Source organism: Autumnicola lenta (genome assembly GCF_031846515.1).
Lineage (GTDB): Bacteria > Bacteroidota > Bacteroidia > Flavobacteriales > Flavobacteriaceae > Autumnicola > Autumnicola lenta.
In genome coordinates this window covers 38,289-62,733 of sequence record NZ_JAVRHO010000016.1, presented here as the reverse complement: position 1 = coordinate 62,733, position 24,445 = coordinate 38,289, and the positions used below count along the sequence as shown (strand labels likewise).

The window sequence follows — 24,445 nt, the reverse complement described above, 5'->3', positions numbered from 1 at the left end:
TTTTTTGCTTACGGCTTTTTAACTAAGCAAAAAACTTCGCAAATCCCGGACTTCAATTCCTTCTACCGTGTTTCCTGAAAAAGCTTCCAGGGTCACTACTTTTTTAGGGTAATTATCAGGGATGTTTTTTAAGTTTCCAAATTCACGTTCAAGCGTATCAGGATTGTTAACGGAAAGGGCCACCTGGATATATAATTTCTCCCCCTCTTTTTCTGCTATAAAATTTACTTCTTTGTTTCCCAATATCCCTACCTGTACTTTATAGCCTTTATAGAGTAAATGATTGTACACTGCATTTTATAATCACGTTTACAACTTTAAGTAAATACACAAAAAGTTATAATTACGTTTATAGTATTTTAGAAAAGGATTTCACGGGTTTAAACGGATTGTGCGGATTTGAACCTGTTCTCGATACAATTCCTCAGCTACCGCTTTGGAAAACCACCCGCCCCGACGGACAGGCTCGAACTGACGTTTGTTGCTCTCGATACACTCCCGGGAATTATCCTCTAACTGATGTTAATTTTAAAAGTTTGACTTGTTTATAGCTGTTAATTTTGTTAATCTTGATATTCCTGGCGCTGATCAATTTTTGTTTTGATTGCACCGATTTTTGCGTATTGCGTGGAATTACTCCTTTATCAGGTTGATTATTAGTTGTTTTATTAACTCTCTTTGATCGGGTGCACTTTGGGCTACTGCCAGGGCGATACTCACCAAAGTGTTTTCATTTATCTTTTGTTGCCCCTGTAAATCAAGGTGGAAATTATTCTGTTCCAGAAACCATACAAATAAAAAGGAACCTATTCTTTTATTGCCATCACTAAAGGCATGACCTTTAATGGTAGAATATAGTAGTTGTGCCGCTTGTTGCTCGACCGTGGGATATGCAAGTTCCCCAAAAGCAGTTTGAGATATACTTCCCAGAATGCCTTCAAATGATTTGTCCTTTTCACTCCCAAATAATTCGGTTGCTTCTCCTTTTTGTATCAGATTTGATTTTAACTGCTGAATAGCTTTCCTTACCTCACCCGGATCAATGACGTAAATGATATTTCTATTCAATCCTTCAATGGAGAGTTCCTCTGAATCATATTGGTTTAGAAGCTTAAAAGATTTTGAATAGCTTGTAATGATAGATAAAAAACCTTCGGTAAGATTTCTTTGGGTTCTATCGGCTTCTTCCTGAATGCGATTTATTTCCTGCTCAAGATTTTTAATCTGAGTATTTTGTTCTTTCAGTAACTTTTCATTAATAGCATATCCTTTAAGCAGATAATCTCGTAATTTCGAGGTAGCCCATCTCCTGAATTCAGTAGCAATTGATGATTTTACCCTATACCCAACACTAATCACCACATCAAGATTATATCTGGTTACCTGATAGGTTTTTTCATCCCGGGCAGTATGTGCAAATTTTGCACTAACTGAATCCTTCTCCAGCTCTCCTTCCTTAAATGAATTTCTGATGTGCCTTCCAATCACTGTTCTATCCCTGTCAAACAAATCTGCGATTTCCTGTTCAGAAGCCCAGATAGTCTCATTCCCCGGATCAAGAATTACCTGAAACTCGGTTTCTTTCTGCGAGGGACGGAAGATGACTATTTCGTTGGTTTTCATTTTTTTTAATATGCTTGTTCGTTAAAGCACCTAACAAAGAAATTTTATAGTAAAATTGTCACGTCGAGCGCAGTCGAGACGTTTTTGTTTGACCTTTCGACTCCGCTCAAGGTGACAAAAACTAAGTTTGGGTGTTCAAACGGACAATCATTTTTTTTAAAAGATTCCGCGAGTTGTTTTCGATACAATCCCGCTAACTATCAGGATTAGTCCTATTCAGAATGGATTATCAAAGTGCTTTTTTCTCCAAAAATTTAAGGATATCATTAAAATATTTCTCCAAAAGTAATCTGCTATTCACCAGCTTGTTCAATTTCTCGGCCAAATCGTGCTGATCCTCGTTGTACTCATGGGCTATTTCGTTTCTAACGATCCTTAGTTCCTGCCAAAGGGAGTAATCTTCAATGATGTCCAATTGTTCCAACCGATTGAAAATATCGAGAAATGACTTATTAAAAACTTCTTCCCCAAGCCGTGCCAAAACAGCCGGGAACAACTTCTGCCCGAGTGTATCCTGCAATTTTGAAAAACGAAAAATGTACTGATCCAAATGGCTGATTTCTTCGTCTTTCAACCTGTCCACATTTTCTGCGGTAAAGGGAAGCAGGAAAGCTATTTGACTATAGGCATAATTAAGCCTTTGTACGTGTTTACCACATTGTCCAACAATGGCTTCAAGTTTGACCGCTTCCTTATTCATAATATTATTCCTTCTTCCCGGGCCACTTTGTGAATATATAGTGGTTTGGTGTGGTTATTCACCACAATGTCAATCTTTTGTTCCCCCAGGCGCTCATAGAGCATTCGTAGCATCTTTATTTTTTTGTCGAACAGGTTTTCTTTGGCGGTGGTTTCAATGTACAAATCAATGTCCCCGCCCTTTTTAGTATTATCAGTTCGGGAACCAAAAAGGTACACTTTAGCTCCTGTCCCAAAGCACTCTTTTGCAACCTGTTTAATTTCCTCGATTTCACTTGACTTAAGCCGCATAATTGTATATTAAAATGGTGTTACCGAAGCTAATGGCAGCTTTTGATATACATAATACAAGATACAAATTTCATTTTTTAATAAAAGTCGCGGATTTGAGCGGATTGCGCGGAAATTTTTTAAACACGGAGTTCTCTGAGTCCGACACAGAGTTGTACGGGGCTTTTTCTGTGTTCTCTGTGGATTTCTCTGGTTCCTAAAATTAAAGTTTTATAAAGTTCAACCTGCTCTCGATACAATTTCCCTCAACTGCCGCTTTGGAAAATCACTCGAACCGACGCGAGTTTAAAGTTTAACTTCTTTGAATTTATTCTTGTTCTTCAAAAACCACTCATAAGTTTTTTGAATTCCCTCTTTGAGTGAAGTTGAAGATTGCCATCCCTCTTCTGCGAGTTTGGAAACATCCATCAATTTACGCGGAGTGCCATCGGGTTTGGAGCTGTCCCAGATAATTTCTCCGGTGTGGCCAACGGTTTTTTGAATAAGTTCAGCCAGTTCTTTTATAGTCAAATCTTTCCCCGTTCCTATATTATAAAGATGTTCCGGAAGTTTATTTTCCAGAGCAAAAAATACCGCATCAGCAAGGTCATCTACAAAAAGGAATTCTCTCATTGGAGATCCGGAACCCCATAGTTCGACAGGCTCACTATGACCGACAGGCTCACTATGACAGATAGGCTCACCGCAGGCAGGTTCACTGCTGCGTTCGACGAGTTCGGCAGGCTCACCGCAGGCAGGCTCACTATTCGCTTTTGCGTCATGAAATTTCCTGATCATCGCCGGGAGAACATGAGAGGTATTTAGATCAAAATTGTCGTGGCTGCCATATAAATTAGTGGGCATCAATGAAACATAATCTTTTCCAAATTGTTTTCTAATCGCCTCACAGGCTTTTACGCCGGCAATTTTTGCTACCGCATACCATTGATTGGTTGCTTCAAGACTATCGGTAAGCAAATATTCTTCTTTAAGCGGCTGCGGAGCTAACTTTGGATAGATGCAGGAGCTACCTAAAAAAATGAATTTTTCAATATTATTTCTATGCGCCCCGTCTATCAGGTTGTTCTGGATTTGCAAATTTTCCATTAAGAACTGGTAAGGATAGTCGTTATTTGCCAAAATTCCTCCTACTCTTGCTGCCGCATCTATAACCACTTCCGGTTTTTCTTCAGTAAAGAAATCTTGTACCGCCTGCTGGTTGCGGAGGTCTAATTCTTTTGATGTTCTACCAATCAGGTTGGTAAAGCCTTCAGCTTCCAGCTTGCGCCAAATTGCGGAACCTACCATTCCTCTGTGTCCGGCTATGTAAATAATTGTATTCTTATTCATTTTCATTTAATCTTTCTTTTTCCTTTCCCCTACCCTAAAGGGTGGCAAAAAGAAAGCAAACTATTTTTATTTAAAAACTTCCACTCAATTTAAGGCTGGGGAAAAATGGAATTTCAATTTCTTTTCGCTTCCTGACCTTAGAACACCTATATATAATCTTTCTTTTTCCTTTCCCCTCCCTAAAGGGTGGCAAAAAGAAAGCAAACTATTTTTATTTAAAAACTTCCACTCCCTTTAAGGCTGGGGAAAATGAAATTTCAATTCTACTCCCTTTAGGAATGGGACAAAATAGAATTTCTTTAATTTCAACTCTTCAGACCTTCAATTTTGGTTTTGATTGTGTTAATCACCTCTTCAATATCATTTGCGACTTCCTTATTTGTAAACCGAATTATAGTTAAATCCTGAAATTCAAGTAATTTCTCCCTTTCAGCATCTAATTTTTCTTGCTCATGATTCTGATGATAACCTCCATCTACTTCAATTACTAATCCTAATTCGTGACAGTAAAAATCTACTATAAATTTCTGGACGGGGTGTTGCCGTCTGAATTTATAACCCAGTTGATTCTGTTTTAAACGTTCCCATAACAGCTTTTCATCGGCAGTCATGTTTGCTCTGAGTTGTTGTGCTCTGGCAAAATTTTCACGTGGAGCACCTTTCCACATACTTCTATCATAAGCGGAATGATCTTTTTTCACGATTTCAATGCTAATTACTTCATGTGAATTTAATAATTTTCAGGAAAAATCTCACCCTTTAGGGCTGGGGCAATAGATTTTTTCGTCATTTAATCTCATTGCCTTACCATATCACCGCCTTACCATTGCACTGCTATTCAAAGTAGTTCATTATCTCATAACCACCTTTCTTCAAATGCTGATCCTTCTGCATGAGTTTTACATCACTCTCCATCATCTCTTTTACCAGGTCCTTCAGGTCATATTCAGGAACCCAGCCGAGTTTGTTTTTAGCTTTGCTTGCATCTCCAATTAATAGATCAACTTCAGTGGGACGGAAATATTTAGGATCTACAGCAAGAATTTCTTTTCCTTCTTCCAATTGGAAATCCGGATTGCTACAGGATTTTACATAGGCTTTTTCGTCTACTCCTTTTCCTATAAACTTTAATTCTATACCAACTTCAGCAAAAGCCATTTTTACAAAATCACGTACCGGAGTGGTTTTTCCTGTGGCTATCACCCAATCTTCAGCTTCTTCAGCCTGAAGGATCATCCACATCATACGTACATAATCTTTCGCATGTCCCCAATCCCGTTGTGCATCGAGGTTTCCCAGATAGAATTTATCCTGTAAGCCTAAAGCAATTCTTGCTGCTGCACGGGTAATCTTTCTGGTAACAAATGTTTCTCCACGTAAAGGAGATTCGTGGTTAAATAATATTCCGTTGCTGGCAAACATTCCGTAGGCTTCCCTGTAATTAACAGTGATCCAGTAAGCGTACATTTTTGCAACCGCATAAGGACTCCGCGGATAGAAAGGTGTGTTTTCAGATTGTGGTACTTCCTGTACTTTTCCGTAGAGTTCTGAAGTGGAAGCCTGGTAGATCCTTGATTTCTTTTCCAGTCCCAGTAACCGAACAGCATCAAGAATACGTAAAGTTCCAAGGCCATCTGCATTTCCTGTGTATTCCGGTACCTCAAACGAAACCTGAACATGGCTCATGGCCGCAAGGTTATAGATCTCATCCGGCTGAATTTCCTGAATTAACCTGATAAGATTAGTACTATCTGTCATATCACCATAATGAAGGATAAACCGCTGATTTTCTTCATGTGGGTCCTGGTACAAATGATCCACCCTGTCTGTGTTAAATTGAGAAGATCTTCGTTTTAGTCCGTGAACAATATATCCTTTCTTTAGAAGAAATTCACTTAGATAGGCTCCGTCCTGCCCGGTTACTCCGGTGATTAATGCTGTTTTACTCATGTTATTAATTTTGCTCTATGCGCTATGCTTTAAGCCTTAAGCTTTTAATTTCTGGCTCAGACTAAACAATTTTTGTTTTATTAAATTGATCCTGACATCAAGATCCTGATAAATACTCTCCTCAATAAAATTTAGATCTTTTGCTAAAAGAACAAAGTATTCCAGTTCGTGTGCAGATCCTAAGCTTATCTGTAAAAACCGATTAAAATCCTTGTCAGAGTCCCTGCCGCAGCCTTCGCTAATATTTGATGGTATTGAATATGCCGCTCTTTGCATCTGAGAAGTTATTTGAAATTTTTCAGAATGCGAGAAAGTTGATGTTAATTTTATAAATCTCAAGCGTGAGCTCGTGAGAAAGTTTCCAGACATCATATTTTTTAAAGTCTCTCATTTTTATTGCTTTGGGCCATAAGCTGTAGGCTTTTTTGCATATAGCTTAGAGCTGAAGCATTCACAAATTCGCTATAGGTCTTTTGCATAAAGCTCAAAGCATACAGCATGGAGCTTTTAAATCTACCTTACCAGTTCAATATTCTTTTTCTCCAATTCCTGATAAAGCTCTTTCACCTCCTGAGAAGCAGCTTTTGACAGCACCAGGTAAGCATCGTCTGTAGAAACCAAAATACAGTTTGTAAGACCTACAAAGGAAACATGTTTATCGCTGCCAATTTGCATATTTCCAAATTTATCCACCGGTTGACCCTGTTCTTTCAGGTAGTCATACACAGCCTCAAAACTGCCCATATCACTCCATTGGAAATCTGATCTTACCACTTTAATCCTGTTACTTCTTTCCATCACCGCATAATCTACACTTATGGAAGGAATATCAAGAGAAGATTCCGTTTCGAGTTCTCCGTTTGCTGACTTCTTCCATGCTGCCAGCGATCGCTTATAAACTTCTGGAGAATAGTTCTGGAGCTCTTCCAGAAAAATCCCGGCTTTAAAGCAGAACATTCCACTATTCCATAGAAAACTGCGACGTTTTAAAAAGTCTTTAGCCGTATCTTCATTAGGTTTTTCGCGGAAGGATATTACTTCCTCTCCCTCAAATTCGATATAACCATAACCCGTTTCGGGACGTGTTGGTTCTATTCCAAAAGTTACAATATTATTCTCCTGCGCCAGTTTTATTGCCTTTTGTACCGCACCATCATATTCTCTACCCTCTTTAATTATATGATCTGCGGGAGTAACAAGAAGAATATCTTCCGGCTGTGCTGCGAATGCGGCAAAAGCAATAGCGGGAGCTGTGTTACGCGGAGTTGCTTCAACGATATTTACGTAATCTGAAATACCTATTTTACTCAAAGTCGTCTCAGAAAGATTTCTGTTACCCTTGTTTCCGACTACAATCAGATCATTCACAAAGGAAGCATTTCGCTGTACTGCCAATTCAAAAAGGGAATGTTGCGAAAATATTTCCAGATATTGTTTCGGTCGGGATTGACGCGAAAGCGGCCAAAGCCTACTCCCAACTCCTCCTGTTAGAAGAACATGAAATATAGATGACAATGTGTTTTGGATTTTTTGTGAATTGTTAAGTGACAGCTGTTCGCATTCGTACTTTTTGCCGCCCATTATAAGAGATTTAAAATGAGTCGATTCGATACAGCTTCGCTACTGTGAATCCCATTTTTTTGAAATTCATTCGGCAAAAAGCAAAAAAAATACGATGAAAAGCATTCCCTCTTTTGCAGGTGCAAATATAGAATTTCACATAGCATTAACAAATTAAGTGAAGATTAAATTTCCCTGCGATGTGTTAATAAAAAAGTTTTCCTGTAGGAAAGCAGGTTTACAGGAAGTAGCAGAGCTTCAGTAGATTACTGAATTGATAATAATCTATTCTACTCTTAATGATTTACTAATATTAGCATGGTACAACTGCTAATTCCTTAACAAATAATTATTTCTTGCGTAGGAAGTTTTCTTCCTAAATTTTTTATTAACAGGGACAAATATTTTGGGAGCTGGTTAAGGAGATAATCTTTAGGCTGTAGACAGGGAAGTAATTTTATTTTTAAATACTAAATAAAATTTTTGTTGGTGCTAAAAAAGCCAAACCTAAGTGTAAATAGGCTTCGACAGGCTCAGCCTGACTCAAAGAAATAACGTTATTCCAGGGCAGACCGGGTGCTTAATTCTATAAGTTACTTTTCCTTCACTCTTCCCTCCATTCTATTATAAAGATCATCCTCCTAAAATGCCAGTTATCGATCTTTAAAAGGTTTGGAGTTGGAATGTTTTGGCCTATTCTCAGTGGTGAGATTCCCAATCAATAATTCTGATTCTTTTTCATTTTGAATTTTTTCGGTAAACTTTCCTGATAGTCCCACTGACTCTGAGGAAGTGCGGATGAGCTTTAACAGGCTCAGCCTGACTTAAGAAATTTGATGCTATTCTTCCCTTCACTCTTCCCCTTCATTCTATAAAGGTCATCCTCTTTTACATAATTTAAAGTTGAACAAATTCACTCTTCACTTTTTTGCAGAAGATTTCTGAATCCTGTAGATAAATTTCATTAAAAAGAATACAGAAAGCGCTCCAAGCATATGCCAGAGCCAATGTGTACCCATTTCGAGATCATCCATATGTTTATCTATTGCCTAAAGCTTACTGCGATGCTAAAACTCAGAAAAGCGAATTGAATCTGGAGAAAATGCCGATTATCTGTTCTAAAAAGATATAGAAATATAGGAAGTAAAAGTCAAAGGGCAGTTCCCGCATAGTGCATGGATTCCTGATACATTCCAAATGGCAAATATCGTATTCCGAATACCAGAATAAGGACGATAATTGTAAAAATCAATCTTTGCCATATTCCGGTAGGCGCACTTAGCTATAAAATACACTGAAACCGCAAGACATAACAGCAAAATAGGAAGCCAGTCCAATATTAGCCAAATTTCATGGCTCCTTGTGGCATGATAAACTGTACCTCCAATAAAGCCAATTTTCAGCAAATGGATACTTAAAGCAAGAAACTTCTGCTCTTTATAATAAGGAAAACTTTTTGCCCAAAAGTAGATAGCAAATATCAAAAAGAAAACACTGCTGAAAGCATTAAACGGCTCTACAGGAAACATTCCTGCTATCGCCTCCTGGTAAACAGGGCCGCTGTCGTTTGGGAAAGACAGCAATGTGACCAAAAATTTCCATTTATAGAATGTACTCCTTTTCCATGAAATACTGGACAATAGCTTCTTTCATCAAAACCGTTTGCTCTCCGGCCTTTAATACGGGAAGCTGTTCAATTGTTTTGTAGTGTGGCCAGCCATCATCATCAAAAAAGTCGAATTCGTAGTAGCCATAAGGTTCAAGCAACCGGCAAATCGCAATGTGCATTAAATCCAGTTTATGATCTTTTTTAAACTTCCGGTGCGGCTGACCCAACTCCTGGACTCCAATAATATAAATTATAGCATCCAGGTCCATTAATTCTCCATCTGCAAATTGATTGGAAATTTTCTTCTGAAGTACTTCCCAACGCTCCTTTAACTGTTCATCTCTTGCCATGCAGCAAAGATAATATTCTTACTTAATGAAATTACTATATTTGAGTTATGAATATAATCGATATCGTTCTCGCCCTTATCTTACTCTATGGTGCAGTAAGAGGCTTCTTTAGAGGAATTTTAGCCGAAATTGCGTCGCTTGTCGGGATTATTTTGGGAATTTACGGCGCGATAAGGTTCTCACATTTACTAAGTGATGTTCTGGAAAACTATGTAGACTGGGACATGCAGTATGTAAACCTCCTGTCTTTTGCCATTACTTTCTTTATCATTATGTTCCTTGTGTCCCTGGCAGGAAAAATTCTCACCAATATTGCTACTTTTGCTGCCCTCGGAATTGTAAACAAAATACTTGGTGCAGGATTTGGCCTTTTAAAGGTTGCATTTCTAACTAGCGTTATCATTATGTTCTTTAAATCTACCAATGAAGAAATTAACCTGATACAAGAGGAAGTTCTGGAGGAGTCTGAATTATACGAACCTGTAGAACGTATAGCTCCAATTTTATTGCCTTCCATTCTGCGGGAAGCAAGAGAGAAAAATATTCTTGAAGATCTGGATGAACTTACCGGATATTCTATAACAAAGATGCTGTTTTCTTTCTCTCAGGATTTGAGAAAATCCGGGTGGCTAAGCGATTGATACTACTGATATCTCTTTGTATTATTAGTTTGAGTACTTTAATTTTCTTCTTCCGACGTAATTAAAGAGCCGGAACGGTAGGAATAGTGAAGAAAACATAACTATTGAACTTCAAAAAAGTATTTTAAAACAGCTTAATTACTTAAATCAAGACATAAAAAAAGGCTGTCTTTGCAGGCAGCCTCTCTTAATCTAAGATATTTCTATTTTATAAAAAATCCACTTTACCAGAACCAAGGTTATAATAGGCCGGCACAATTTTCACTTTTCCGCTTTCCGCAGCTTCCTTTATAATTGTAGAACGGGTTTTAAGTTCTTCGGCAGTTAGCTGTGCGTTCTTCTTCACAACATCATTTACAGGAGCGTCCTTACCAGAAGCTGAGATCGCCGGAGCAATATGAGAAAGAAGGTGGTTTAAATTATACCCGTTATCTCCGCCGCTCATAGCAGCAGTAACAGCACCACAACTTTCGTGACCCATTACCACAATAATTTGGGTACCCAAATGTGCTACTGCATATTCCATACTTGCGATAGAGGAACTATTTGCCACATTACCGGCTACCCGCACAGTAAACAACTCTCCCAGGCCACTATCAAAGGCAAGTTCCGGCACCACACGACTATCAGCACAGCTCAAAACTATAGCGTATGGCGATTGTCCCTGGGTTAATTCCTCCCTTCGGGATTTATCCTGTAATTTACCTTCTTTCTTATCGGTGGTAAAACGTTCATTACCTTCTTTTAACCTGTTTAATACTTCGTCTTTTGTCATAATTTCTTTTCTTAAATATTAAATTCTTTCTCTTAATATTATGTAATATTTTGTCTAATCCACAAAAAAATACTACGTCAACTTCTGCAGGTTAGATTGACATAAAATTTATTAAGTGCTTTGAGTTTCTATGCCGGTTTCTTTTCTAAGGCAAAAAACTCCTTATAACTATCCGGATTTTCTACTACCCCTCTCTCTGAAATTACTTTAATAGATATATTTCTTTCAGCTGCTTTGACCTTAAAATCATCCAGAATTTCAATGATATCACTATCGAGATATCTGGATTTGGTGACATCTAATATAAGAATCGAATCTGTTTCGAGATTATTCAGTTCTTTAATTATTGCACCTTTATTAATAAAAGTAACTTCTTCAGCTAAAGTCATTTTAACCGTTTTGTTTCCGTTATCCTGATTTTCAATATGCAGGAAATAGGAATTTTGATAAGATTTAATCAGTATCACAACAATTCCAACAGTTAAACCTAGACCAATTCCTATCAGCAGATCTGCAAAAACGATTCCCAGAATAGTAACAATAAAAGGTATAAATTGCTTCCAACCCGCAAGAAACATCTGTTTAAACAATGCCGGCTTTGCTAGCTTATACCCCACAAGAAACAGAATTGCAGCAAGTACCGAGAGCGGAATGAAGTTAAGTATATTCGGAATTACAATTACAGAAATCAATAATAAAAATCCATGTATAATGGCCGACATTTTAGTCTGACCGCCAGACTGTACATTGGCAGAACTCCTTACAATAACCTGTGTAATTGGCAAACCACCAATTAAACCTGAAAGGATATTACCTCCTCCCTGTGCAAATAACTCCCTGTTGGTAGGTGTGGTCCTTTTATGCGGATCCAGTTTATCTATTGCCTCGACGCTCAGAAGAGTTTCAAGACTTGCCACCAATGCAATGGTAAACCCCGTTACCCACATCTGTACAGTACCAATCATTTCAAAAGAAGGAAATGTAAATTGCCCTATAAAGGAATCAAAGCTATCGGGAACCGGTACATTTACCAGATGATCTGTAGAAATAGACATTGCTGAAGAAGAATCTGCAGTAAATAAGTAGTAAAGGATTCCGACAGCAACAGCTACTAAAGGTCCCTGTACCAGTCGGAAAATTTTGGCTTTCTTGGTTAAAACCGTTTCCCATAAAACTAATATAGCCATAGCTACAATAGCAATGAACGTTGCGCCGGGACTGATGTTATTCAGCGAATTGAAGATTTCGGAAAATGTATTTTCTCCATCAATCTGGAAAAAAGCCCAGTCTCCCTGAGGATCATCATCATACCCAAAGAAATGAGGAATTTGTTTAAGAACGATTATAATACCTATACCGGTAAGCATTCCTTTAATCACCGATGAAGGAAAATAATAGCCGATAATTCCGGCCTTTAGAGCACCAAAACCAAGTTGTATAAAACCACCAATAACCACGGCCAGTAAAAGATTTTCATATCCCATATCGGTAATAGCGGCAAGCACTATCGCTGCCAGACCCGCTGCAGGACCACTGACACCAAGGCTGGCGCCACTCAACGCACCAACTACAATACCTCCAATAATCCCGGCAATAAGTCCGGAAAAAAGAGGTGCCCCGCTGGCAAGTGCTATTCCCAAACAAAGAGGGATGGCCACAAAAAATACAACAATACTTGCCGGTAAATCTTTATTAAGATTTTTAAACATAATATCTACAGATTACAAGCAGAATTTCTCTGCTTTAAATGAATAACAAAAAATGAAAATTGAAAATCCCTGGGCATAGGTTATTACAACCTAAACACATCAAGTCATTCCGGTTTTAAACCGGGTATAAGGGAATTCCTAAAAAAGTGTAGTGTATTATGCTCTTTTTGGAGGCGGCGAGACCACTTCCAGAAATACATTGTGGTATTTTAAATGGAAATAATGATCAACAACCTTTCGCTCCTGTAGAAAGTGAATACTTTCGTAATTGGAATGATGATTCTGATCAAAATTAAATTCGAAGAAATTATATCCCGAAGGAGTCTCTTCTTCATTGACTAAAAAAGCCGCAGAGACATCAACTGTCTTGTCTATGCAAACCACAATAGTTGGTGTTGCAATAAATGCAAGGAAGATAAAGGATAATATGTATGCCGCTTTTTTCACGAAATACAAAAATAAGATAAATTAATTAACGATCAAGTTTATGCTCTATACTTTATCGTTAATTCCACATGAGGTTCTTTTACAGGACCTTTACATCATCCTGTAATATCCATCCCTGATCACCATTTGCAAGTTCAATCTTAATCCATTCCTGATAGGTTTCCAGCACTTTCGTTTTTGTACCCTCGTGCAGGACAAATGCTTCTTCGCCTCTAACCGATGGTTCATTCTTGACCTGAGCTTCCTGACTAAAAATTATAGCAAACTGATTGTTTTCCTGAATTTCCTCTTTCGCATAAGCAAAGTAAAGACTGGCAAAACAGCACACCACAGCCGCCACAGACACTCCAAAGAGTATTCTTTTTACCAGAGGCTTGCTCATATAATAATAGGCGAGGAATAAGCCGGCAAAAAGCAATGAAAAGAAAATGGCAAATTTCGCCCATGAATTCGCACTAAAGCTAGAAATAAAGCTGTCCAAATATTTTTGAAAGCCTGTTTGCTCTACTTCTTCAATGGCATCTAGAGCCATATTTCTGGCGAATTCAATGTTATTGTTTATATCGGAATCTCCCGGATCTAATTGCAATGCTTTCTCGTAATTATAGATACTGGGGGCGATATTGTTCAATTTGTAATGAGCATTACCGAGATTATAATATAAGGCTACAGATGTTTCTCCTGACTCCAATATGTCCTCATATTTTTGGACTGCCTGTTCATAATTACCTTCTGCGTAGGCAGTATTTGCTTCTTCGAAAAGCTCTTCATTTTGTGCAAACAGCGAAACTGAAAAAAAGAAAAGTATGTAAAGTAAATTTTTCATTTCTAAATTTGTTTGTCTAAGGTTGAAATTACTCCTGCTGCTTTCTCATAATCCTGCTTCATAGTCACAGAAGAAGCCGGGGTATAACGTGCAAATTCACAACTTTCGAGCAGGCTTATAAATTCGTTAATAGTAGAACCATCTACCCCGCGGGAAGCCAACACTTCTTTTATTCTATCCTTACTCATTTCACTGGTCTGGATATGAAGTTTGGCCTTTAAATAGTTATGCATCGCCTTTTCCAGAGCTACATAGAATGCAGCCTGATCGCCGAGGTTCTTTTTTGCTTCTGAAAGATATTTTCTCGCAAGCCTGTCTGCCCTTTTCCTTCTGTTTCCCACTTCATCATTAGCAATTGCTTCGCGTTTTTTTCCAAAGAGTATAACAAGAGGGATGATAAGCGCTGGTAACAACACCATTCCCCAAAAGGAAACCGAATTGAAAAATTCCTGTTGCTGAAGAGGCCTTAAATTGGTATTTAATTTTATATATCTAAACTGATCTCCGTTTGTTGTAACGGCCTGCCTACTGGCAACACCTCCCGGAGAACCTGTTGCTACAGCCGGTCCTTCTTCTACATCAAGCAGGATCTCCTCTGAAGTTATTGTTTTATATGTCTCGCTGTCCAGATCAAAATATGAAAAGTCTAAAGCAGGAACAGGATATTTCCCTTTTCGGGTTGGAACAATAGTATAATTCTTTGAGATGCTTCCCTGCATCCCATTCAAAGTAGTGTTTACATTTTCTGATCGTTCCGGTTCATAAATCTCAAGAGAAGCCGGAACTGAAAGATCCGGAAGCTCAAATAACTTCAGATTTCCATTACCCGTTACCTCTACCGTAGCCTGTAAAGATTCTGAAGCATCCAGAGTCCTCTTACTGGCTGTAACTTCAAAATCAAAATCACCGACTGCGCCACTAAAATCTGCAGGCTTACCTTCCAGAGGCAAAGGTTTGACATCTATAGTCCTGCTTCCCGCGGCAACAGTCTTTTGCACCGTACGGTAAATTCTACTTCCAAAGATATCCCTTCTTTCACTGGGGACATCTACAGATACTGAGAGTGCGAGGGGTTCTATGTCCAACTCACCCGTTTTCTGCGGATATAAAACTGTTTTTCTTAGTACCACATATCGGTATGGCTGACCTTTGTATTCGCCATTTTCTGCGCGTAGCTGCCTGATATCTATGTTCTGACTCCAGAAGTCGCTGAATTTGGGGTTATCAATGTCACGCCAATTACTCACGCTAATACTTGGGCTTACGTACAGTTTATAAACCACAGTTATTGCCTCATTAAGATAAGGATTCGTATTAGATATCTCGGCTACAAGGTGAAGATTTTCTGAAGCGACTATGTCTGTATCGGTACCAGATTCAGACTCTTCCACAGCTGCCGTGACTTCAATGTCTATGGGAGAGGTTTTATAAATTTTATCATCAACTTCGATTTCTGCCTGACCTATAGTCAAATTCCCCCGTGATTCCGGCTGAAGAAAATAAGTATAGGTTTTGGAATAAGATCCTTTACCATTGATAATACTTCTGCTAACGGACTGATTTGGGCCGCCAATAATACGGAAACCATTAAAGGAAGGCGGACGAAAATTATCACCATCCTGGTTCATTTCGAAATCCACCCGTAGGCGTTCGTTTATCCCCAGCTTCTCTTTACTAACATTAGCCTCAAACCTTACCTGCGCCTGCAGCAGGTTGGCGGTAAATAGAAATAAGCTTATAAATAATATTTTCAATTTCATTTTCTATCCTCTTATTGGGATTGAGTAAATATCAAAACAGCATTACCAGTCTTTCTCAGACTGTACTTTAACCCCTTTGGCCTTTTCAGCATTTATCTTATCCTGAACTTTCTTTTCCTCATTATCCATTGCATTCAGCAAACTCTTTATTTGCTGAGGTGATAATTGTCCTTGCGCAGGTTGCTGCTGCTGAGGCTGTTGCTCCTGCTCATCACCATTTTCACCTTTATCCTGCTGCTCTTTTTGATCCTGCTCTTCCTTATCCTGATCGCCTTTATCCTGGTTTTCTTTATTCTCGTTCTCTCCTTCATCTTTCGGCTGGTTGTCCTGGTTCTCCTTATCACCGCCTTCACCATCCTTTTTCTGATCGTCCTGGTTTTCCTGCTGATCTTTATTTTCTTCCTGATCTTCGTTCTGGTCCTGGTTTTGATCCTGATTTTGCTGCTCTTCTTCAAGCATTTTCTTCGCCAATGCTAAATTATAGCGGGTTTCTTCATCTGAAGGATCATTTCTTAAAGCATTTTTATAGGCTTCTACAGCCTCTTTATATTCTTTCTGCTTCATAAAAGAATTTCCCAGATTGTGATTAATCCTGTGCTTCTCTTCTTTACTTCCAGAAATTTCATGTGCCTGCCTTAACCGGTTTGCAGCTTCAGGCGTCTTTTCTTTGTTATAGTAAAGATTACCCAAATTGTATTTTGCCGCAGTACTTGAAGGATCTTTGGCAATAGCTTTTCTATAGGAAGCTTCTGCCGAAGCAAAATCATTTTCTCCCATGGCATCTTCAGCCTCACGGAGATATTCGTTCACTTCCCTTTCAATTTTCTTTGGATTTTCCTGAGCCGTAAGCAAAGAAAAACATGAGGTAATTGCTACAAAAAGTACCGTTGCTAAACTTCTATATTTTAAATTGTTTTCCATTCTAATCCTCCTTTCGCTTTCTTTCATTAAACAGATTTAACTTCCTCACCCATGCTGTACTACGTTCCAGCAAAAATATGTCCAGAAACAGTAATAACAATCCTAATGCCAAAAACCACTGAAACTGCGATTGAAAATCGGCAAATTGTTTTGCTTCAAATTCAGATTTTTCAATATTTTGAAGTATTTCCTGTACCTCATCTGTCACCTGAGCAGTACTATTACCTTCAATATACTCCCCATTTGCTTCAGAAGCAATTTCCTGAAGCGTCTCCGGAACAAGTTTCGTAATTACAGTTTCCCCCGCATTGTCTTTTTTAAAATTAAGTACAACCCCATTTCTCTTAACAGGTATAGGCCCGCCTTTTTCAGTCCCCACACCAATAGTAATGATCTTAATCCCCTCTTCTGCAGCCTTTTCAGCAACATTTTCCATATTGCCCTCATGATCCTCTCCATCACTGATGATAAACAAAACCCTGTTGGTTTGCTCCTCATCATCATAATAGGTTGTGGCAAGGTCTATGGCATCACCAATTGCTGTTCCCTGGGACGAAATCATGTCTGTATTAAGCGCCTGTAGAAACATTTTGGCCGCAGCATAATCTGTCGTGATCGGCAATTGCGGAAAAGCGCTTCCGGCATAGGCAATAATTCCCACCCTGTCACTGCCAAGGTTGTTGAGAATTTGCGTGACCAGCTGTTTGGATTTCTCAAGCCGGTTGGGTGCTATATCTTCTGCCTCCATACTTTTAGAGACATCGATTGCAAATACAATATCAACACCTTCTCTTTTAACCGTCTCCAGCTTTGAGCCCATTTTAGGGTTTACAAGAGCCACTACCATACTTCCAATCGCAAGCAGAATAACGATTAGCTTCAATACAGGTTTAAATCGTGACCTGTGTGGCGTTAGATAGGCCAGTAGGCTGGAGTCTGCAAATTTTTTCTGAGTACGTCTTTGCCAGAATATAAGAAACAGAAACAGCAGTACTATCACCGGAATGGCAAGTAAAAGCCAGAAGTATATTTTCTCTTCTAAAACCATTTTTTAACTAGTTAATGCTATTAAATCTTAATACCTGCTTTTGTTCTCTAAAACATTTTTTATACAAAACTTCTGAATAATGTATACCTCAGCAATATTTCGAACAACAGCAATCCGCCTGCCAATAGGATTAGCGGACGAAATTTTTCATCGTAATTATAATATCTGAACTCTTCGATATCAGTTTTTTCCAACTCATCAATTTCAGCATAAATCTGCTCCAGTTTTTCATTATCTGTTGCCCGGAAGTATTTTCCACCTGTAGCATCAGCTATCTGCTGCAATAAAGCTTCATCTATTTCTACTTTACTGTTTCCATACTGAAACCTTCCGTTAGGCAAGATCCCTATTGGGGATAAAGCCATTCCATTACTTCCAACGCCAATGGTGTAAACCTTAATCCCGAATTCTACCGCGAGTTCACTGGCGATCTTAGGATCTATAAATCCGGAATTATTTACTCCATCTGTTAGTAAAATAATCACTTTACTTTCTGCTTCGCTGTCCTTAATCCGGTTTACCGCCGTGGCAAGCCCCGAACCTATTGCTGTACCGTTCTGCAAAACATTATTATACTCTATATCCTCCAGTGCACTCAGTACAATTTCTTTGTCGCTGGTAATTGGTGTTTTTGTAAAACTTTCCCCGGCATAAACCACCAGACCTATTCTATCTGAAGGGCGATCCTTCACGAACTCCTTGGCCACTTCTTTTAGCGCATCCAGCCGGTTTGGCTGTAAATCCCGTGCCAGCATACTTGCCGATACATCTATTGCCATTACAATATCTATACCTTGTGTACTGCTGGTCCTGGTCGAGACATCTACAGTTCTGGGTCTAGCCATTGCAGTAATAATAAGAGCCAGAATTAGTAATCTGATAACAAAAAGTAATGGCTTAAGCTTTGCCAGGAGGCTGTTTTCAATTTTAAAACCTTTAATAGTAGAAATTTTTAACTCAGCCGTTTGCTTATTCCTCTTCCAGAAATACCAGGCTATGGCTATTGGCAAAAGCAGCAAAAGCCAGAAAAACTGCGGATCTTCGAAAGTGAAATTTGTAAACATCAGTTATTCAAATTTTTTAATTCTACCGAATCTGTGATACGTTGAGCAATTTCTTCGGCATAGACATCATCTTCATTATATATGATAGTAATTTGCTGATAACCTCCGTTTTCAGCAAAATTCAGAATTTCATATTCATTTTGAGTTAATTCCCCTGTAACAGGATTTTCTATCTCCAGGGTTCCAAAAGCACGAATACCTTCAGCTCCGTTTATCGTGGTAAACTGCTCCCTCTTCATAATAATGTTTTTAGCACCTTGTTTTTCCAGATAAGCATAAATTCCATCTACGGCCGTTTCGAGGTTAAATTCCACCTGTTTATTGAACTGCATGGTATTTACAACCGTATAAAAATTACTTATAAGGCTACCATACATAAATGTTTCACTACCCACCAACATTTGCCTGGCCTCCTCGGGCAGCTCTATTTCCCCACGCTTTAATACCTGGGGTGTGGTAATTGCCACGGGAGGATATCCATATTCACTTCTTATCCATTCCCCTTCCAGCAACTCCTTGGTAGGATGCCCTAAATAGGTGTCCTTAACATAGGTAAAACCCTTAGTAGCAATGAGTGCCGTCGTAGCTATAACAAGCGCAAAAGCTCCAATAACTACCCCGATAATTATACGTTTGCGCCTACGTTGTTTTAGTTTTTTCTGACGGTACATCTCATCCCGCATCAGCTCCTCTTCTGTAGGAGCGGGAATTGAGGTTTTGACGTCATCCACAATGTGCTTTACATTTGACCGATCGGCTTTAGCCGTAATAACATCGGGCCTGGAATTGGCAAATTTCGCCAAATCTGCTCGCTGAAGGATAAGCTGCAGGTCATTAATCGTTTTCCTGTCCAGTTTTAAATTTCCCGAGTCACATTGCATTTCCAGATAAGCAATAAGTTCGCTTGTAGTACTCTCCAATGCGCGGTCATAAACTTTCCTGTCCAGGTATTTCCTTACCGAAAAAGTAAGCTGGGAATAATATTCTTTAACTTCCCTTTGCTCCAGTAAATGTGACTCATCAAGCTTATTAAGCTCCAGCATTGCCTGTTCATATGGTGGTAACTCTTTTTCTTTTTCAGCTTTTCTTTTCTTCCGAAGAAAAAAGAACAGAACAGCTAAAACAAGCATTAACCCTAATACCCACCAAAACCAGGCAGGAATAGAAAACCCTGAAGGTACTTCAACTGAAGGTTTTATAGGAAACATTTTTTGCTTTGTAGTGTCCACCACAACGGTAGAAACTTCTACCAGCATCGAATCTGTAAGATATTGCCGGTCATTAATAATGACGTTTTGCTGCGGAATGGTGTAAGTGCCGGAATCGAACTGCGTGAGCGAGTATTCCTTTAACAACCGGAATCTGTTTTGAACTCGGGAAGTATCGGCAGTCATGGATTCTACCACTTCCATGGGAGAAAATGTTTCTCCTTCAGGAAAAACCACCAGGTTAATAGAATCTGTTTCTACGGAAATACTATATTTTATCTGTTCCCCAATTTTAATACTGGTAGAATCAATTTCTGCTGAAACCTGTGGCTGCTGAGCTGAAGCAAGAAAGGAAAAAAGAAACAAGAAAAAAGAGAAAATGCTGCTACACCTCCTCTTACCTGTTAAATGCTCCAATATTGATCTCTTCTTTAAATATGAACTTCCTTTTTTCATATTGATTATGCTCTTCTCTTAAAATAGCCAAGTAATTTTTTTACGTAGCTCTCATCCAACCTGTTCTCAATAGTGCCGGCACCACTAAGGGTAAAGCTTTCCCGAAAATAATTGACTTTTTCTTTATAGTATTTTGCGTAGCTGTTACGCACAGACTTTGAACCTGTATTTACGGTTATAGATTCTCCGGTTTCCTCATCCAACATTTGTACCAAACCTAAATTTGGAATTTCCTCTTCGTGTCTGTCGTAAATCCTGATTCCGGTTACATCGTGCCTGCCGGCCGCTATTTTTAGTGTTTGCTGATAATCTTCTGCCATAAAATCTGAAAGAATAAAAACAATGGCTTTCTTCTTCATGACATTGGAAAGGTACTTTACAGCACCGGCGATATCGGTCTTTTTACCTTCAGGCTTAAATTCCAGGAGTTCCCGGATAATCCTTAGTACGTGAGAACGGCCTTTTTTTGGTGGGATATACAGTTCGATCTTATCTGTAAAAAGCATAAGACCAATTTTATCGTTATTCTTTGTTGCAGAAAAAGCGAGAGTAGCTGCAATTTCTGTAATTACATCTTTTTTGAATTGCTTTTCTGTACCAAACATTTCAGAACCTGAAACATCTACCACAAGCATCATGGTAAGTTCCCGCTCCTCTTCAAAAACTTTTACAAAAGGTTCGCTGTAACGTGCGGTAACATTCCAGTCGATATTTCTTACATCGTCACCAAACTGATACTGCCGCACCTCACTAAAGGTCATCCCGCGGCCCTTGAAAGTAGAATGATACTCACCACCAAAGACGTGATCGCTAAGGCGGCGGGTTTTAATTTCAATTTTCCGGACTTTTTTAAGTAACTCTTTAGTATCCATTGTTTCAGTTCACAGGATTCAGTTGCAGTTGGCAGCTTTATAAACGGAAATACTGCTACTGCATACTGCTAACTTATTTAAGGTACTTCAATTTCGTTTACAATCTTGCTTACAAGATCATCAGAAGTGATATTTTCTGCTTCGGCTTCATAGGTAATTCCAATCCTGTGTCTTAGCACATCGTGGACAACTGCTCTTACATCTTCGGGAATAACATAACCCCTGCGCTTAATAAAAGCGTAACATTTTGCAGCAGTGGCAAGGTTAATACTTCCCCTTGGAGAAGCTCCAAAGCTTATAAGCGGCTTGATTTCTTCAAGTTTATATTTTTCCGGAGTTCTGGTGGCAAAAATGATATTCAGAATATACTGCTCAATCTTTTCATCCATATACACATCACGAACAGCTTGTTGCGCACGGGCAATCTGATCCAGGCTTACCACCGGATTCACTTTTTCAAAAGCACCCTTCAGGTTTGCACGAACAATTAGCTGCTCCTCGTTCATCTGTGGATACTTAATGATCGTCTTCAGCATAAAACGGTCGACCTGGGCTTCAGGTAAAGGATAAGTTCCTTCCTGCTCCACCGGGTTTTGCGTTGCCATTACCAGGAAAGGACGATCCAGTATAAAAGTTTCATCCCCAATGGTTACCTGTTTTTCCTGCATGGCTTCCAGTAAAGCAGACTGCACTTTTGCCGGGGCACGGTTAATCTCATCTGCAAGCACAAAATTGGCAAATATCGGTCCTTTCTTAATGCTGAAGTCATTGAGCTTCATATTATAAATAAGCGTTCCCACAACATCTGCCGGCAATAAATCTGGCGTAAACTGAACCCTGCTAAAACTCCCCTGAACTGCCTGAGACAACGTATTGATGGCGAGGGTTTTTGCAAGTCCGGGAACACCCTCAAGTAAGATATGTCCCTGACCAAGAAGGCCAATTAGCAGGCGCTCCACCATATGCCTCTGGCCCACAATAACTTTGTTCATCTCTGAAGTAAGCACATCTACAAACGCACTTTCTCTTTCAATTCTCTCATTAAGGCTGGCAATGTCTACCGAAGAATCATTTTCTATCATCGCTTTTAAATTTTAAAGTCGTGAATATACATACAAGGAAACTAGGTCGCAAATTGAAAATTAAATAGTTGCTCATTTGTTAACAATTGGTTAAAAATAAAGAGCGGCTTAGTGTGGCCGCTCTTAAAGGTTTTTTAAATTTGAAAAGCTTAATCTATAAAAAGCGTTTCCAGGTCAACCATTTCGCCGGCTTTAACCACCACGTTATCCTTTTCGAAATTTGGCAAATTTGATGCCACATCTGGAATGACTGTAATTTTATAAGTTCCGGCAGGTACACCATGTAATTTAAAATTACCTTCCAAATCTGTATAAGCGGAAATAGTAGTAGAAGCATTTTGCGCCCTTACAAGACTCCTGGAATCTGAAGGGTGAACTTCCCCGATTATAGAACTGGCACCAGCCTGAGCAGAAACCCTGATTACAGGTTTAAGAGAAAATCCTCCATTACCCTGTCTTACTACAGATTCTTCTACGTCAAAATCCAAAAGAAAAGCATAATGCTCTCCCGCTTCCAGTTCCTGGTTCACGTTAAGTTTTAATCCAGACTGCTGCGCGCTGGGCACGGCAATAGCACTTTCTTCACCATCAACAACAATTGCATTGTCTGTACCAAGCACCAACCTTATTTGCCCAAGATACCCGGCTGGCACATCCACATCTGCAAGAACCTGAGAAACTCCTCCTGTTAACTCAAGCAGGTCGTACCTGCCCGTATTTACATCACCAAGACTTTCCCAACCTTCATCGTCTGTACCGTCCATATCTGTTTTAATCATCACATCCTGCACATCTATAAATACAGCATCATAATCTCCCGGGGCATCTGTAATACTTACCGTTATTTGCGCTTTACCTTCTCCGGCACTACCATTGTCATCATCACTACAGCTAAACAGTGTAAAAGCCAGAAAACTCAATACAAGAGCACTCTTCATTTTCAAATTTGTTAGGGTCATATTCATTTAGTTTTTAATTGATTTGGTGGGATAACGGCGATTTTCGCTACTAATTTTGTTACTTCAGGAAGATTAACGAAATTTAACAGGAGTTAATCCAACTTTTTTAATTCCGAAGAAATACTTTATTATTTTAGACACAAAAATTATATGAAAACTGCATTAATTACAGGAGCCTCTAGCGGAATAGGCAAAGCAACGGCTAAAATCTTTGCTGAAGAAGGTTTTAACCTCATCCTCTGCGGAAGGAGAAAGGAAAAGCTGGAAGAGCTGAAGCAAGAACTGGATGACAAGTCCAATATTCACCTCCTTACTTTTGATATACGTAATAAAGAAGAAGTATTCAGCAGCATTGAAGGTCTGCCTTCAGATTTGGCAAATATCGATATCCTGATTAATAATGCAGGAAACGCACATGGCCTGGACCCTATTCAGGATGGAAATGTAGAAGATTGGGATGCGATGATGGATATTAATGTAAAAGGACTGCTTTATGTTTCCAAAGCAATTATTCCGAAGATGATAGCGCGGGCTTCGGGACACATTATCAATATTGGATCTACCGCAGGGAAAGAGGTTTATCCCAACGGAAACGTCTATTGCGCCAGTAAACATGCGGTAGATGCAATAACCCAGGGAATGCGAATTGACCTGAACGGAAAAGGAATCCGTGTAGGAGCTATTAATCCCGGAATGGTCGAAACTGAGTTCAGCGAAGTTCGGTTTAAAGGAGATAAAGAAAAAGCACAGAAAGTCTATGAAGGATTTAAACCGTTACAACCTGAAGATGTTGCCGATATCATAAGGTTTGTAGTGACAAGACCCTCTCATATAAATATTGCAGATCTTATGGTGATGTGTACTGCCCAGGCCAGTAGCACTATTGTAGACAAGGAGTAAATATTTCTTTTTTTTTATTACTATTACTTATTCTTATGGCTCATTATGATCGTTTTGAAGATTTAGAAATTTATAAAGCGGCTCGTGTTCAATGCCAGAATATCTGGTCTTTAAGATAATATTGCAGAAGGTTTTGGAAGAGGCGGGAACAAGGAATTTATACAGTTCCCTGGCTTTGCAAGAGGTTCAAATAGCGAAACAAGAGCGCAATTGCAGAGATGCCTCGACAGATCATATTTATCTGAAGCAGAATTCAATAAATTTTACTCCGAATCTGAAAAATTAAACGAACAAATATCGAAATTTATCAATTATCTGAAGAAGTCGGATAGAAGAGGATCCAAATTCGACTAATAATTAATAGAA

26 protein-coding genes are annotated in these 24,445 nt (G+C 39.0%); 3 read left to right on the top strand and 23 right to left on the bottom strand.

What is annotated here, in order from left to right:
* Positions 1 to 18: 18 nt before the first annotated feature.
* The 11 genes from RM545_RS12065 to RM545_RS12015 form a co-directional block, all read right to left on the bottom strand.
* Complete coding sequence (locus RM545_RS12065; RefSeq protein ID WP_311495533.1) at positions 19 to 291, bottom strand: ATP-binding protein; 273 nt, start codon at positions 289 to 291, stop codon at positions 19 to 21.
* A 342-nt stretch (positions 292 to 633) separates the two neighbouring features.
* Positions 634 to 1,623, bottom strand: a complete 990-nt coding sequence (locus RM545_RS12060; RefSeq protein WP_311495532.1) for a virulence RhuM family protein/type II toxin-antitoxin system death-on-curing family toxin — start codon at positions 1,621 to 1,623, stop codon at positions 634 to 636.
* 229 nt (positions 1,624 to 1,852) lie between these two features.
* Entirely contained in the window at positions 1,853 to 2,323 is a 471-nt protein-coding gene (locus RM545_RS12055) for a Cthe_2314 family HEPN domain-containing protein (protein WP_311495531.1), read from the bottom strand.
* Positions 2,320 to 2,613: a nucleotidyltransferase domain-containing protein gene (locus tag RM545_RS12050; RefSeq protein ID WP_311495530.1), complete on the bottom strand. Its 294-nt coding sequence runs from the start codon at positions 2,611 to 2,613 to the stop codon at positions 2,320 to 2,322. The genes RM545_RS12055 and RM545_RS12050 overlap by 4 nt, the downstream gene beginning before the upstream one ends.
* A 285-nt stretch (positions 2,614 to 2,898) precedes the next feature.
* Complete coding sequence (locus RM545_RS12045) at positions 2,899 to 3,942, bottom strand: GDP-L-fucose synthase family protein (protein ID WP_311495567.1); 1,044 nt, start codon at positions 3,940 to 3,942, stop codon at positions 2,899 to 2,901.
* Between the two features lie 305 nt (positions 3,943 to 4,247).
* Positions 4,248 to 4,643 carry an endonuclease domain-containing protein gene (locus RM545_RS12040; protein ID WP_311495529.1) on the bottom strand — a complete coding sequence of 132 codons (396 nt, stop codon included), beginning with the start codon at positions 4,641 to 4,643 and terminating at the stop codon, positions 4,248 to 4,250.
* Positions 4,644 to 4,776: 133 nt separating this feature from the next.
* Positions 4,777 to 5,892 carry a GDP-mannose 4,6-dehydratase gene (gene gmd, locus RM545_RS12035; protein ID WP_311495528.1) on the bottom strand — a complete coding sequence of 372 codons (1,116 nt, stop codon included), beginning with the start codon at positions 5,890 to 5,892 and terminating at the stop codon, positions 4,777 to 4,779.
* A gap of 36 nt (positions 5,893 to 5,928) precedes the next feature.
* Positions 5,929 to 6,261, bottom strand: coding sequence for a four helix bundle protein (locus tag RM545_RS12030; protein WP_311495566.1), 333 nt, complete (start codon positions 6,259 to 6,261; stop codon positions 5,929 to 5,931).
* A gap of 144 nt (positions 6,262 to 6,405) precedes the next feature.
* The gene (locus tag RM545_RS12025) at positions 6,406 to 7,407 is read right to left on the bottom strand and encodes a mannose-1-phosphate guanylyltransferase (protein WP_311495527.1); all 1,002 of its coding nucleotides are present in this window, start codon (positions 7,405 to 7,407) and stop codon (positions 6,406 to 6,408) included.
* 1,163 nt (positions 7,408 to 8,570) lie between these two features.
* Positions 8,571 to 9,044 carry a hypothetical protein gene (locus RM545_RS12020; protein WP_311495526.1) on the bottom strand — a complete coding sequence of 158 codons (474 nt, stop codon included), beginning with the start codon at positions 9,042 to 9,044 and terminating at the stop codon, positions 8,571 to 8,573.
* 10 nt (positions 9,045 to 9,054) lie between these two features.
* Positions 9,055 to 9,411: a hypothetical protein gene (locus RM545_RS12015; protein WP_311495525.1), complete on the bottom strand. Its 357-nt coding sequence runs from the start codon at positions 9,409 to 9,411 to the stop codon at positions 9,055 to 9,057.
* Positions 9,412 to 9,458: 47 nt separating this feature from the next.
* Between RM545_RS12015 and RM545_RS12010 the strand changes: the two genes are divergently transcribed.
* Complete coding sequence (locus tag RM545_RS12010) at positions 9,459 to 10,052, top strand: CvpA family protein (RefSeq protein WP_311495524.1); 594 nt, start codon at positions 9,459 to 9,461, stop codon at positions 10,050 to 10,052.
* Between the two features lie 208 nt (positions 10,053 to 10,260).
* On the opposite strand, the gene RM545_RS12005 is transcribed toward RM545_RS12010, so the two are convergent.
* The 12 genes from RM545_RS12005 to RM545_RS11950 form a co-directional block, all read right to left on the bottom strand.
* Positions 10,261 to 10,827, bottom strand: coding sequence for a carbonic anhydrase (locus RM545_RS12005; protein WP_311495523.1), 567 nt, complete (start codon positions 10,825 to 10,827; stop codon positions 10,261 to 10,263).
* 128 nt (positions 10,828 to 10,955) lie between these two features.
* Complete coding sequence (locus tag RM545_RS12000; protein ID WP_311495522.1) at positions 10,956 to 12,536, bottom strand: SulP family inorganic anion transporter; 1,581 nt, start codon at positions 12,534 to 12,536, stop codon at positions 10,956 to 10,958.
* Positions 12,537 to 12,692: 156 nt separating this feature from the next.
* Positions 12,693 to 12,983, bottom strand: a complete 291-nt coding sequence (locus RM545_RS11995) for a hypothetical protein (RefSeq protein WP_311495521.1) — start codon at positions 12,981 to 12,983, stop codon at positions 12,693 to 12,695.
* 79 nt (positions 12,984 to 13,062) lie between these two features.
* Complete coding sequence (locus tag RM545_RS11990; protein WP_311495520.1) at positions 13,063 to 13,809, bottom strand: SH3 domain-containing protein; 747 nt, start codon at positions 13,807 to 13,809, stop codon at positions 13,063 to 13,065.
* A gap of 2 nt (positions 13,810 to 13,811) precedes the next feature.
* A complete protein-coding gene (locus RM545_RS11985; protein WP_311495519.1) occupies positions 13,812 to 15,569 on the bottom strand; it encodes a BatD family protein in 1,758 nt (585 codons plus the stop codon).
* 42 nt (positions 15,570 to 15,611) lie between these two features.
* Positions 15,612 to 16,517: a tetratricopeptide repeat protein gene (locus RM545_RS11980; protein ID WP_311495518.1), complete on the bottom strand. Its 906-nt coding sequence runs from the start codon at positions 16,515 to 16,517 to the stop codon at positions 15,612 to 15,614.
* Positions 16,492 to 17,538 (bottom strand): vWA domain-containing protein, encoded by a 1,047-nt coding sequence (locus tag RM545_RS11975; RefSeq protein WP_311495517.1) that lies wholly within the window; start codon positions 17,536 to 17,538, stop codon positions 16,492 to 16,494. The genes RM545_RS11980 and RM545_RS11975 overlap by 26 nt, the downstream gene beginning before the upstream one ends.
* Before the next feature lie 59 nt (positions 17,539 to 17,597).
* The gene (locus tag RM545_RS11970; protein WP_311495516.1) at positions 17,598 to 18,602 is read right to left on the bottom strand and encodes a vWA domain-containing protein; all 1,005 of its coding nucleotides are present in this window, start codon (positions 18,600 to 18,602) and stop codon (positions 17,598 to 17,600) included.
* Positions 18,602 to 20,266 carry a DUF4381 domain-containing protein gene (locus tag RM545_RS11965; protein WP_311495515.1) on the bottom strand — a complete coding sequence of 555 codons (1,665 nt, stop codon included), beginning with the start codon at positions 20,264 to 20,266 and terminating at the stop codon, positions 18,602 to 18,604. The genes RM545_RS11970 and RM545_RS11965 overlap by 1 nt, the downstream gene beginning before the upstream one ends.
* Positions 20,267 to 20,271: 5 nt before the next feature.
* The gene (locus RM545_RS11960) at positions 20,272 to 21,138 is read right to left on the bottom strand and encodes a DUF58 domain-containing protein (RefSeq protein WP_311495514.1); all 867 of its coding nucleotides are present in this window, start codon (positions 21,136 to 21,138) and stop codon (positions 20,272 to 20,274) included.
* A 77-nt stretch (positions 21,139 to 21,215) separates the two neighbouring features.
* Positions 21,216 to 22,220 carry an AAA family ATPase gene (locus tag RM545_RS11955; protein WP_311495513.1) on the bottom strand — a complete coding sequence of 335 codons (1,005 nt, stop codon included), beginning with the start codon at positions 22,218 to 22,220 and terminating at the stop codon, positions 21,216 to 21,218.
* 149 nt (positions 22,221 to 22,369) lie between these two features.
* Positions 22,370 to 23,179, bottom strand: a complete 810-nt coding sequence (locus RM545_RS11950) for a DUF4382 domain-containing protein (protein WP_311495512.1) — start codon at positions 23,177 to 23,179, stop codon at positions 22,370 to 22,372.
* A gap of 150 nt (positions 23,180 to 23,329) precedes the next feature.
* Here RM545_RS11950 and RM545_RS11945 point away from each other — a divergent pair, with 150 nt between their 5' ends.
* The gene (locus RM545_RS11945) at positions 23,330 to 24,079 is read left to right on the top strand and encodes an SDR family NAD(P)-dependent oxidoreductase (RefSeq protein ID WP_311495511.1); all 750 of its coding nucleotides are present in this window, start codon (positions 23,330 to 23,332) and stop codon (positions 24,077 to 24,079) included.
* Between the two features lie 120 nt (positions 24,080 to 24,199).
* Positions 24,200 to 24,433: a four helix bundle protein gene (locus tag RM545_RS11940; protein WP_311495565.1), complete on the top strand. Its 234-nt coding sequence runs from the start codon at positions 24,200 to 24,202 to the stop codon at positions 24,431 to 24,433.
* The last annotated feature ends 12 nt before the right edge of the window (positions 24,434 to 24,445 follow it).